The organism is Sphingobacterium sp. DR205, assembly GCF_011064245.1.
Lineage (GTDB): Bacteria > Bacteroidota > Bacteroidia > Sphingobacteriales > Sphingobacteriaceae > Sphingobacterium > Sphingobacterium athyrii.
The window spans coordinates 3,432,229-3,445,723 of sequence record NZ_CP049333.1; the positions used below are offsets into that span (position 1 = coordinate 3,432,229).

At 46.2% G+C, this 13,495-nt stretch carries 5 protein-coding genes; 1 reads left to right on the forward strand and 4 read right to left on the reverse strand.

Annotated elements, in window-relative coordinates; genetic code table 11:
- The first annotated feature begins 31 nt into the window (after positions 1–31).
- Positions 32–1,462: an MFS transporter gene (locus G6053_RS14675; RefSeq protein WP_165306911.1), complete on the forward strand. Its 1,431-nt coding sequence runs from the start codon at positions 32–34 to the stop codon at positions 1,460–1,462.
- Between the two features lie 165 nt (positions 1,463–1,627).
- On the opposite strand, the gene G6053_RS14680 is transcribed toward G6053_RS14675, so the two are convergent.
- Genes G6053_RS14680 through G6053_RS14695 form a run of 4 tightly spaced genes read right to left on the reverse strand, consistent with a single transcriptional unit; the run spans position 1,628 to position 13,494 of the window.
- Positions 1,628–3,598 (reverse strand): hypothetical protein, encoded by a 1,971-nt coding sequence (locus G6053_RS14680; RefSeq protein WP_165306912.1) that lies wholly within the window; start codon positions 3,596–3,598, stop codon positions 1,628–1,630.
- Positions 3,599–3,608: 10 nt separating this feature from the next.
- The gene (locus G6053_RS14685; RefSeq protein ID WP_165306913.1) at positions 3,609–7,139 is read right to left on the reverse strand and encodes a carboxypeptidase-like regulatory domain-containing protein; all 3,531 of its coding nucleotides are present in this window, start codon (positions 7,137–7,139) and stop codon (positions 3,609–3,611) included.
- Complete coding sequence (locus tag G6053_RS14690; protein ID WP_165306914.1) at positions 7,076–11,785, reverse strand: hypothetical protein; 4,710 nt, start codon at positions 11,783–11,785, stop codon at positions 7,076–7,078. Before G6053_RS14690 ends, G6053_RS14685 begins: the two co-directional genes overlap by 64 nt.
- Positions 11,782–13,494, reverse strand: coding sequence for a hypothetical protein (locus G6053_RS14695; protein ID WP_165306915.1), 1,713 nt, complete (start codon positions 13,492–13,494; stop codon positions 11,782–11,784). The genes G6053_RS14690 and G6053_RS14695 overlap by 4 nt, the downstream gene beginning before the upstream one ends.
- Between the last annotated feature and the right edge of the window lies 1 nt (position 13,495).

Below are 13,495 nucleotides of genomic sequence, written 5' to 3' on the forward strand. Positions count from 1 at the left end.
TTACACAGATCATTAAAAGAAGACGTACAAAATGAATACGAAATCAATAGAACCGAAGGGTAAGACAGTGCCCTATCCAAAACGCTGGGCGGCACTTTTCCTACTCTGTACCGCACAGTTTATCGTCATTATGGACACCTCCATTATCGGAGTTGCCCTGCCGGCAATTCAGGCCGATCTAGGCTATTCACAATCTGGCCTGCAATGGATCTTCAACGCTTATGTTATCCTATTTGGCGGCTTCCTGCTGCTCGGAGGGCGTATGTCTGACCTCTTTGGGGCGCGTATGATCTTTATGTGGGGATTTGGTATTCTCACTGCGGCATCATTCTTGGCCGGTATCGCCTGGTCTGAACTGGCGCTAAATATTGGCCGTGGGCTACAGGGACTGGGTTCGGCCCTGATTGCGCCTGCCGCCCTGACCCTCGTCATGTCCAAATTTACCGACCCAAAAGAGATCAATCGCGCTTTCGGCTTTTGGGGCGCGGCAGCAGCAGCCGGTGGGTCGGCCGGAGTTTTTCTGGGCGGTGTGATTACCGAATGGCTTTCCTGGCATTGGATATTTCTGATTAACATTCCTGCTGGACTTATTGTCCTGCTGTTCAGCAAGCGATTGTTGTTCAAGGGCGATACGAAAAAAGGAAGGATCGACCTTGCCGGCGCATTGCTGGCCACCACCGCACTTGTGCTGATGGTGTACACCATTGTATCTGCGGAGCATGCCGGATGGGATTCCTTACAGACAATAAGCCTGCTGGGCATATCGATCCTATTATTTATGGTGTTCATTATGCTGCAGAAGAAGAAAAGGGATCCACTTGTACCCATGGCTATTTTTAAGGTCCCTAATCTCTCCGCGGGTAACCTGATGATGTCGCTATTGGCTGCGGCATGGATACCTTTATGGTTTTTCCTTAACCTTTACTTACAGCAGATCCTGCATTATTCAGCCTTCCACAGCGGTCTCGCCCTGTTGCCGATGACCATAGCCATTATGATCCTGATGGTAGGTTTTACTGGAAAACTGGTCACTAGGTTCGGATTCAAAACCAATATTATAGCGGGACTGGTTATCCTTGCGGGATCACTATTTCTATTTAGCACGATTCCGACAGATGGTTCTTTCCTTCGAGATGTACTGCCGGCTTCTCTATTGGCGGCTTTGGGGATGTCCCTGGCCTATATCCCCGGGACGATAGCCTCCATCTCAGGTGCCGGGCCGGATGAGACAGGACTAGCCTCAGGGCTGGTAAATACAAGTTATCAGGTTGGATCGGCTTTGGGGTTGGCCATTATCGTTGCTGTTTCCACGGCGAAAACCAATACCTTGAAAATGGCTGCTATCTCCGATGCCGACGCATTAAATGCAGGCTTTCAAACAGCATTTTTCTCAGCCGGACTCTTATGTATCGTAGCCATTTTAATAGTCGTTGGTTATATCAGAACCGCTAAACAATCGTAAATAAATTCTGGTACGGCCTATGCCTCCGGACTCTGACAGATCTCCGCTACCGAATGATAAAATAAAATCTTTCGGTAGCGGAGTTTTTTGTTTAAAGGTGTAGAACGAAGAAAATCAACGTCAAGTACCTTTTACTTTCACTCCCGAGCGTTGATCCGCCATTGGCTATTCGCTATAGAACACCTCTTGACTTCGATCGCTTTCTGTACTGTTCGTATCTATTGAAGTGACAAAGTAGTAATAACTATTTCCTTTTATTAGCTCTGTATCCACATATTCAAATTGATCGCCCAAGATCGTTTTTAATAATTGTGGATCAGCTTTACCTGAACTTCGGTAGATATTATAAGCTTTCATTGCTGTCGCACTATGATCCCATTGAATGAGCAACCTGGTATCATCAACAGCGTATAGCCGAACTTTCAGGGGCGCTAAAGGCTTTTCGAGTATTCTTTCTACCTGAATAGGGCTACTCAAGGCACTGGTCTTGGTCGAATCGATGACCACTTGTACGGCATAGTCATAGACACCTGCCCGACGCAATGTGTCCACAAATTCATTGGTTTCTACCTTGGCAAATACACTTGTCGGAAATGCAGGTTCGTCTTTTGATTTTCTATACACGTTATAATAATTGACCCCATTCACGATTTTGTCCATATCATACCAGGTAATAGACACCTTTTCTTTGTCCATCCAAAGATAGCGCAATTGCTTGGGGGAGGCGATCTCCACCTGCTGTCCCTTGGGAATAGATAGTTTAACGACCTCAGATAATGGACTCAATGACTGGGTATGTGATACCGCAGCGATGGCATAGTAGCTGATGACATCGCCGATGGTTGCCGAGCTGTCTTGATAGTGATAGAACTGTTCTTTCGTTTGATAAGGGATAAAATTGCTTACTTGACGCAGTTCTCCATTTGCATCAAAGCTTCGGTAGATATAGAATCCCGCCACATTGAGGCTATCAACATGTTGCCATTCCAGGGTCGGCAAATTACCCTTCATATACGCATGTACCTGTGTTGGCGGCAGGATATTGACAATTCCTGTCGCGATCCCCGAAACCCGTGCCGTGGGAAAGGAGATGGCAGACTCCCCTTGCATCAGCAACTGATAATAATAATTCTTCCCGGCACGAACGGACTGGTCGACATAGAGGGTATCAGTTACAGGAACGGTAGCTAATAACCGATAATTTGTATCGTAATTATCGCTGCGATACAACAAGATATTTTGTAAGGCATATCGTTGCTCCAATGGTTCCCAATAGATCTTTATGCCGCCATCTATTGCTGCTGTGCGGACATTAAATCCACGGTTGATATTTCGAAAGCCACCAACTTGAAGCGTAACGGTGTCCGAACTCGTGCCCTGATTGCCAAAAAGATCCTTTCCAATAAGATAGTATTCATAACGGACAGATTGCAATGCTGTGGTATCCTGAAGGTAGTAAATGACCGAATCATTCTGGCTATTCCCACTCAACCCCCGTGTACTGTATACGGGCCTGAAATCTGAGCCCGAGCCACGCACCCGTCTATAAATTTCAAACAGAGGGGCAGCCTGCGTGATTGCCGACTGAAAGCGGAGTATCGGATAGGCCTCGCCGGGGTCTACCTCAATGCTTTTGATTGCTGCAAAGTCGACTTTAGGTAAACTATAGGTCATCGTTGCATTGTATTCACTCCCATCCGTAGCGATTATTTTGTAACTATAATTTTGGCCCAGTACGGCTGTGGTATCCATAAGTCCCAATCCAAATCCTATCCGGATCTGCGGAATCTGTAAGGTCAGGTACTGTTGCTGTTTCAGGGGATCTTCCCAAGCCTGCCACAGGCCCTGTGATAAACTATCCGAAAGGTTACCCGATTCCGGAAAAATAAACAGGAGATCTTTTATCCGCTGCCGAACAGTTTCCAGCGATTGCAGGGCACTAATGTGTTGGATGGGCAAAAATTCCTTGTCCCCGGCTCCTTTTCGCAGGACGAGATAGCCCTGCTTTGCCATTTCCAAATCATTGACATCAATATAAATCCCCTTTGGTGTGCCTGTCATAGCCACTTTTGCCTGCTGTGCATACGACGAGCTGCATACAAGCAATAACCAAAGAATCCATGCGGTATGTTTCATAATCCGTTTATTAATAATCAAAGTCAGGATCTTTGCTACAAGATCCACTATTTCTTGTAAATTCAAATTCAACACCTTTATTGCAGCTCGATCCCGCACATAGGGTCAGTTTGCCCATCACGCCAATGTCAATGCTTTCATCCACGAAGGCACACCATACCCTTGCCCCGATATTGGCCGAAAAGCAGCCCATCACCTGAAAACTTGGGTCGCCACCGGTATTGGCAAACTTGGCCTTCACGCCTACCTCAGCATCTACCGAACCGCTCACGCCACAGACACCGCCCAGGACAGCCATTCGTGCATAAGCATGGGCAAATAACATCGCACCGACACCGATCTCCTGACTTGCCTTGTTAAAACTGCCATAGATACGGGCATCAAAACCAGCGCCGAATCCCACTTCAAAATCTGCTACAACAAAATTGACCGCAAAATGCGTTTCGGGGATAATGTCCTTTCTTCCCGTAAACAAGAATCCGTGAAAGCCATTCTCCTTAAATATTTTCGGTAGTTTCTTCACATAAGACTGACTTGTAAACTTCGCTTCCATCTGTGGAGTGACCGTATTATGATCGCCGATGCCGATACCGACAGCCAATGGGAAAATCAATGGTACCGGTGCCAGGACATCCGCTCCTGCGAAAAAGTACCAGCCTTCTTTTTCAAAAAGCATTTCAAGCTCCACCTTACTTAGGATCACGGCTCCGGCCACCAACCTTGGCATGCTCAGTGCACCAAACATACGTCCGGTCTTGAAATCATAGTCAAATTTTGCTCCCGAGAAACCACCGCCATTCTTTGCCATTCCATCGGCCAGGTTATCGACCGGCAATTCCTCTTGTATGGCTTTTACCGCTTGCATGGCGACCTGTTTGGTTTTTTGCTTGGCAACATCGACAATATCAATACCGAGCGCTCCGCGCAGAACACCGTTGAGCTGCAAAAATCCACCGATTGGATTGCCATCGATCATGGAGTTGATGGCATTCATTCCGGTACCCGCCAACCGCATCTTAGCAGCGATCTGATCGTAATACTGTTTTCCATCTTGACCCAATTTCATCACCTCATTATAGGTGTCATTGGCAGTTTTAAGATTATTTTCAATAAATTCCCGGGTTTGCCGCACATTTTCATCCTTCATCACTTCGTCCAATAGCTGGGCAGCATACTCCTCTCCTTGTTTGCGGTATTCGCCAATAACAATTTCCGCCTGCTTCTTGGCCTCGTCTGCGGCTTGTGAGACAACTGCTTCTGCAAAGGCTTTAGCCTCACCTGCCACTCCCGCTGGTGCTCCTTCCCCTTGTACCGAAGATGTAACCATGCTAACCAGATTCGCCTTGATACCAATATCCGTACCCGGCATCTGTATCATTCCCGCAATCCCCAGTCCACGGCCGCCATAAAGCTGCCCTCCCGCTGCCGCGATGGTTTTGAAACGCGTCCCTCCGTCTCCTGTAAAGGAGAAACTCAAAGGAGCAATAGATAATTTAGGTACACCGGATTCACTTGCGGTATAACTGATGCTTCCATTGATATTATCCAACAGCTTGGGTAAATGAAGGTTAACAGTTCCGTTCATTGTTAAGCCATCAGGTTTGCTAAAGAAAGATCCCGGAGTAAAAGACAATTGACTTTGCAATGTAATGGGCTTTGCAGATTGACTAAAACCAAAGACTTCCTCATCATTACTCAAAACGGATATGTACCCGATTTGAATGCGGTCACCCTGATGTGTCATTCCCGGAAGTTTCTCCAGAAAAGCAGCTTCACCGTTGTCATTTCTTAAGGTAAATTTAAAATGACCTTTCCCCGGGATATTGCCCACATCGGCATCGTAGGAAAATACCAACTCTGTACCTTGATTGAGGTGAAGTGGTATATTGGCTTTGCCACCTACAGTCAGCTGCTGTGATACATTGTCGGTCTTGTCAAAAATAAGTTCCCCCGGTATTATCGACATCTTCCGCATATTCAGGTCTGCTTTATTGGTAAATATTTTACCTTCATTCAGCACGATGCCGCCCGAGTTGGGCGCCAAGACCCAAGATCTGCTCTGCACCTTCCATTTTTCCAGTTGAAATTCCAAGGGTTCATTGCTACGGACAGGCAACAGCATATCTTTGGTAATAATGGCTTTCCCTGCAATTATACGCAGAGGTATATTACCCTGTATCGTGGTTTTTAAGGTAAGGAAGAGATGAATACTATCATCTTTCATATAGGACTCCCTAGCTCCGTCAATGCCACTTTCACCATCAAAACCCAAATATTTAAACTGTATCGCCTTGCCCTGATCTTTACTGATCGTATACTTTCGTCCTTTGGTGCTTGCGTTCGATCTGAAAACTTCTATATTCATCTTTGCAGGACTGCCGTCGGCATATCTGCCCAAATAAAAATCCTGGTTGCTGATCGTCATATAACTACTTGGAAAGTTGAACGAGTTGTCGACAATCCGAACTTTCCCTTCGATCGAACCTGTCGTATCGTTTTCGCCACGCCGTATGCTGATAAATTGTTCGGCTCCGAGCAATTGTGCTTTATATGACTTAAATGCGGCTATCCGGATATTCTTTTCCAACAGGTCAATCTTTTCATCTGCTGGTACCCCTTTAGCGACCTGACGGTTATTGACCAGACCTGATTTCTTAATGACAATATTTTTAAACCTCAGCTGCAGCTCCTGCCCTCCAAACTTATCGTCTTTGAAATCAGAGTTTTCCGGCAGATCGACAAGATCGCCCGAAACAAGATATTCCCCCTCTTGTCGTTGCTCCAGTTTATTGATTCGAACATTAAAACCATACAACTGGCTGAGGTCGATATCATTGAGCTCATTGATCTTGAAATCGAGGGTCTGCTCCGTGACATCTCTTTGCACGGCAATAGATTTGCTTTCGCCCACAAAAGTCCGGTTTTGTGCATGGTAACTGGCCGTCACTTTGATTTTCAGTGCGTTGCCAGGTAACAGTGGACTTGCCGCTCTTGGTTGAGGAACCAAAATGGAATAATCACCATTGGCATCCGTCTCCGTTTCACTTTCTGAATTTGCGCCGGCTCCCTGCTCCAGGTAGACGCGTGCCCCCTGAAGGGCTGTTCCGTCTGCTGCTAGCGTAACCTTTCCAGCTAAGAGATTAGCACGGTCCACTTCGACCACAACCGTGCGAAGTACCTGATCGTCTTCGCTATTTACATTGTTGAGGCTAGTGGGCATAAAGGCGATACCAGCCTGTGCACCGACGATCGGACTTGTTGAATTTTCCTTAGGTTTAGCCCTATATTTTGCAATATCATTGGTGACAAAAACATTGAAATTGGTCTTCGAATTATTGACAAATTCAAACCGTGCCTCACCCTGCGTGTTTGTCCGCTTGAAATCATCACCGGCTCCTTCAATATAGACCTTCGCATTGGTCACACGCGAGCCGTCTTTCGTCTTGACGACAATATTGATCCGATGTTTTCTGCGGGTCAGTTTGAAGTCTCCAAGATCTGCATTGGGTTCCTGAGCAAATACGGCCGCAGTTTTAGGCATATAGGCTGAATTTCTTTACTGATGCCCGAAGTGAGCGCTGTGTTTGTTGTTTTCGCATTTGCTGCGTAAACGAAATTGACATTATTTCCAAATTTTGTCTTGGATTGGGTGGCAGCAGCCACTATTCCCGTATTCAGATCTGCTTTGCTTGCTATAAAAACTGTCGTATTGATTTCGCCTTTGGCATTCTTGGTGGATTGTATCTTGCTGCCACTGGTGCCAAACAAAATTTCCTTTTTATCACTTACTGTCCGATCGACCAAAGTTTGAAAATTATTGAGTGCAAATTGATTTAATGAATGATTCAAGGCTCCCGTACCCCCCTTCCTACTTAGCGCACCTTCGGTATCCACCCATCTTCCATTCATTTTCAGCTTGACCCGCGCAGTTACCGGCGCATCGTTCTCTGCATCCATCACATAGCCATAAGCTCCTCTTCCAAGCGGTTTAATGGCAAAGTTGCGCACGATCTGCCGTCCGGACAGGCCGGGTTCGAGCGCCCCGATATCCACCTCCTGCGTCTCGTAACCGGGCGCATAGAGTATTTTGACCACATTGCTGGTCTGTGTAGAGACCGTTCCTGAATTAATCGTCTCAGGGTTAAAAGATTCGATCCGTTTTTCTATTGTGGGGAATGAATAATAACCATTATCATCCGTGGTCGCAACTTCTTCAAAAAGGAAATTATAACGTTGATTGTTGTATGATTTCCCGTTTAAGATCACGCTAGCTTTGACTTGTACCCCTTTTATACCCAGGGTGGTAAAATCATCAGTGACCCGGCCTCTGATCAAGGTAGATCTGGGAACGACCCTAAATTTATATTCGACCACATTATCGGGATTCAGATCCTTGTTAAACAGGATATCCGATTCGGGAATAAAGCCTTCGATACCCTGTGGCCCATCTGCCGCTACCCTGCGATTGGTCCATACATGGGTTTTGCTCAGTAAGTAATCCTTATAGAAGGCCACGTCGTTCTCCCGGCCCCGGTCGTCAGCTTCCAAAATGTAGTTCAGCGTACCGGCCATATTCAATGTTGTCGGGCGAAGCACATCCTTAAACTCAATATAACCACCGTCGTTGCTGAGATCTCCCTCCCGCATCAATATATTCTGATATTGATTATCCAAGGCCGGATTATTCGACTGAACCACAGCTCCATTGCTGAGCGATACACCGGAATAGTTGGCTCCTATATTGGCGGTATAGCTTAAGTTGCTGGCAGCAATTCCTTTGATGGACATACCTGACCCAGCTGCGGCAATCGGTGTCGCGGAATTATTGTATCCCGAATTGGGCGTGGAGGTATTGATATTCTTTTTTATATTTTTATCCAGTCCCGGGATACTGGGCATATAACGGTGGTCCTTATTGCTCAGATCATAATACAGGTTCACGGGTACATTGGCAAATGAAATTGCTGTCTGTGGTTGTTCTGCCCGGTCCACACGCCCTACCAGTACCCGAATGTTTTGGGTCTTTACAAAAGAGGTATAGGCACCGATATCTTTACTCTCCCAAGGTTGTACCACAATGGCCTCATCAGGTGCACAATAGAAAGCTACATCGGGTACCAGACGAAAGACCCGCCTGAATTTTCCATCACGGGTAGCGGCCAGATCGCCTTCCCCCCTTGTTACGCTTCCATCAACATATTGACCGGCGGCGTCCGCATTCGGAAAATCAAATTCAAAATTTCCATCCTGATCGGTCATCACAGTTTGCAATACTTTGTAGTTGTCCTGTACACTGCCATTGTCACTATTGATGGATATCCCTTGTTCTACAACTTCTGTTTTTGCAAAATTGGTATATCCAAAGCTTGCCAGCTGCGTGCTGATGCTGTTGTAGTAGTTTCCTATAGGGGAAATAGCTCCGACGTAGCCAGCCTTAGCCGTTTGATCTGGCGGCAATGGTACTGCCGATGCATTGCGCATAGCCGACATGGCTCCGGTTCCAAGAGGTACGTCAACAGCTTCTGCCCGAGGACCGCCGTTTTGCGAAGCTAATCTGGCACCGTGTTGCATATCAGGAATAGTTCCGGCGGTAGATTTCGATTCCACAAAATCATAGGTAACCACCAGTTTTAGCGGCATATTTGCGTAAGGCTGTTTGGGTAGTCCCGCTTTATTTTTATAGGCATACTTTAAGTTTCCCGTCAATTTGGTACGCGGTGCCACTGCCAATTCCTTTTCCAAGGTCAGAAAAGCCTCTTCTGTTTGGTCGTTGTACCGGTAATCTGTCCATTTGTCCTTGCCGAGCACATTTTTGGTGACACCATTGCCATAGAGCGATCCCCCTTTGGCCAGACTGTTTCCCAGGTTTAGTCCTGGTTCATTTTTATCTGTACCTGCGAGCTGTTCGCCCTTTTTCGTATTGCCGGTTTTAGCTGGGATAACATTGACTTGTTTGTTGGACACTTTGAGACCATTGTCGGTCAGCATTTTCAACTTAGCAGATCCCTCCTGCGATTTTAAAGCATGCTCAAACGCATTTCCATTCGTGTAGCTGACCAGCTCTGGATCATTCAGCTTTAAGTTGCTGCTGTTTTTATTTCCGTTGACAGTGAGCCCGGCAGCGATAGTGCCATACGACACTTCTCGCAATACGGTGCTGCCATTGAGTAATACGATCTTATAATTATAACTGTCCGAGGGCAGATTTTTAAATAAGGAATTGATCGTTGCATACGCTTCGTTACCGTTTTTCTTATCCCTTATTTGTGGTGTTGTGCGCTCGGCGATTAAAATTTTATCGCCCTGTATTGCTTGCTCATACAAACGCTCACTAAGGAGATCACCCTCGTATCGTGGGATTCCGTATTGCGGATTTTCTTTGTTCGTCTTTTGCCTATAGATTTTGATCTTGGCATTTTCAACATAATCCCCCTTAAGGTTATTAAAGATCTCACGAACGTTGATTTTCAGGCTATAAGCATTGGCATCCAAGGTAATCTGGCTAACGCTTTGCTCAGTGCCCGATTTAAAGGAAAATAATTCGCTGCTTGCTTTGAAATGCGGATTGAGCACAGCAATTTTATAGTAAAGCCCAACATTACCTTTCATATTTTCGATATGATATCGCAGACTGGCAGGCATCGCCGAAGCGCCCTGGCCGCCGATATTGTTATCCCATTTGTCGTCGGGGATCATACCGCTGCTGTCCTGAGATGAAAAGAAACAGGTGATTTCAAAATTTCCATCCTTATCTGTGGTGACATATTGTCCCCCAAAAACATCTTCTTTATTGAAAAAACTGGCGATATTGCCTGTCAATTCTGTTTTTTGTGCCACGCCGTTGCTATCTTGGGCCACCTTGGCATACACTTTTGAGAGATAGACTTTTTGATTGGCAATGGGAAATACGTTTCCTTTTGCATCATCCTTAAATTGGTAAACCAGTCGTCCTTTGATCTTGGTGGTATCGCGGTGTATTTTGGCATCAAACAGAAAATCTACCGGGATACTCTTACCCTGATTTTCGAAAATTTGCTGCTGCATGGGGTCATTGGCAATCACCTGTACCTGATAGCGCGCCCCTTTTTTAAGTTCGGGCATCTTTACAAAATCATATAGGAGCTCGTTTTTTCCGATGATCTTGGTCGTATACATCGGTAATGTGCTACTTAAATTCTTGCTGGACTTGCTTGTGCTGATTTTATAAAAATTGACTGTATACTCTGTTGTTGGAGCAGCGTTCAAGATCGGGTTCCAGACCACTTTAAATTGTTCTACGCCCTTAAATGTACTTTGATTTTCGGGGCTCACGATCAATGGGGCCGCAATCATATTTCCGGCATAGATAAAGGAGCTCACCTCTGACCAGCCACGATTCCGAAAAGTAGATTTTCCTGTTGGATCCGTTGCCTGTACTCCCATGACATATTGCCTGCCGGGTATGAGGGCAGGATGTGCGGGTCCATATAATAGCATATTGGATCCCAGTGTCTCCTCAAATAGGGGTCTGCTGGACAAAAAAGCATCATTGGGATTACGTGGGACGATCAGCTCGACAATGCGTAGTTTGTACTGGGTAAAGGGCGAAGATCCGGGCGGTGTCGTCCAGGTGATCGGCAAAGCCTGTACGCCTCGGACGTCCACCTTCTGTTCATTAAAAGGACTGATAATGCGCGGGGGCTCCAGGTCTGAGATCCGAAAACTGGTACAGCCCAGCGGTTGTTCCGGACTGATCGGTTCCAGGCTATTGTATTGTAAAGCACGGATACATAACATATAGTTACCCTCCAAGAGGCCAACACCACGGTTCATATCCGCCCGGCTGATGCCCGTATAGTCAATTTTATTGATGTCAAAAAGAGCCGCAATGTCATTGCCGTTCAGATTGACTGTCTGACCCGCCCCAATGATGATCGGGCGTGGACTACGGTAGCCGGGTTTGACCCAGGCCGAAATCCCGTTATCCCCGGTTACCTTGGCCGTAAGCTGTATCGACAACTCGACCGTGGAAGTATTGGTCACCGTCACGACCATCAGTTCGGGGTGCGAAGAATAATCAGCTATGCGGTTCAAATAAGGAGGCAACACGTGCGATGTGATCTGTATCTGCGCCTTTGAAGCAAAGCATAGGAGCAAAAGCCCAAGTAGGATACATACATTTCGTCTGATAGATGCGATCGGTTTCATAATCCAAAATTCAATTGGTAAGCAATTTCTCCACGGGTTTCCGAAAATGACGGATTTACCCCCGTCACAACAGACCCCGGATTATTATTGGTAAAGTAGACCATTGCCCGGATACTTTGCAGTTTGCTAATGGTATAGGATAGGTTTAGAGAGCCATTGAAGATGCCGCTTTTATTGCCATTGCTATTACCCCGCATGTAACTCAGGTTGGTACCCGTACTGAGTTTATTGTTGGCGATCAAATAGGTAGCGCCGCCCGAAATCCCCTTATAGCTATTCCGATTGCCACTGGATTTTAGCATGGTATAGCTCAGGCTCGAGTTAAAGCTGAGTTTTTCCTGTGGAAGTGACAAGGTATAATTTAGCAGGTATTGACTGGAGTTGATGTCCCTGCTCGGAGCATTGTTTGCATCAAAATAACTGTTATAGTCATTCATGCTATTGAAATTGACTGAAAGCAGGATCATTTGTACCCTTGTCGGACTAGATAGGGTAAATCGCGGCATGATACCGAATGTTCTGGTGGTCTGTACTATTTTGAGGGAATCCGCAAAGCGCAGCGTATTTGGTTTCTGATTATTGGAAAAATTGCTGAAGTTGAGATCAATTCCGAGCTGTTTTGTCAATTCGGCCGTTAGCATTGCTGTACCGATGACACGTTTGGAGGTTGCTTCTTTCTGCAACCGGACATTGTCCTGTTCTATTCCTAGGCTTCCGTTAAAACGAAATCTGCCCGAAGGATGACTGTAGTTGGGCATAATGGTCAGATTTTCAACATCATTGGTAAAGTAATAAGCGCCCATTGAGGTAAATCCGGGTTCCACACGACGATAATTTACCTTAACGCCATAGTTTTTGGCCTGATAGCCAATGCCGGCGTTAAAAGCCAAAAACCATTCGGAAGTACCATTAATATCCAACATCTTACCTAACTTTCGGAGCGTCTTGTCCGTTATGGAATCCAGCGACAAGGTTGAATTGATGTCGCGTGTCAGCAAGCTTACGGCCCCGTCACTTTCGATATAGAGCTGTTTGAAAATCGTAAACCGGGTACCATAGCCGAGCACAGAATTGGCCGCCGGAGTTACTTTTCGATTTGTATTATTGACAATCCCCGCGATTGAGCTACTGTCATCTTTGGCGTGGAGCAGATTCAGGTCAAAGAAATTGGCGTTGGTGCCGTATCCCAGTTTTACCGCCAGTCCCTTGCGGGTAAAAGAGTAAGGCACCAGCGACATCGAGGCCGTATCAATGACCGTTGCCCTATTCAAACGTCCATACATGAGCCCAAAGCGTAATTTACCGGGATTAAGCTCCACCCCGCCCCCCAAGATGGTATGCCCCGCCAGTGTATAGGGCGAAAAAGTGATATTTCGATATCCGGCATGCAAGGTGATCCACTTATAGGTCGGACTGAGGCCAAATTGATTAAAAGGTTGCTGGAAGGAACTCTGCTTTTTGCTCAATGTGAAGCTAAATGGAATACTCCATCCATACAATGAAATCGTTGGACTTCCGCTAATCAGATAATTAACAGGTTCCATGCGGTCGGCTATTCCGGAGGCATGGTAAAACATGCCCCGGAGCTCCAGATTTCCGTCAAACCGAAACGGTTTTTGCTTGGTAATATTACTAAGCTCTTGTCCCTGTATAGGTCTTAACATCCCCAGGCAGCAGACAACGATTACGAAATGGATGATGGTTTTCATG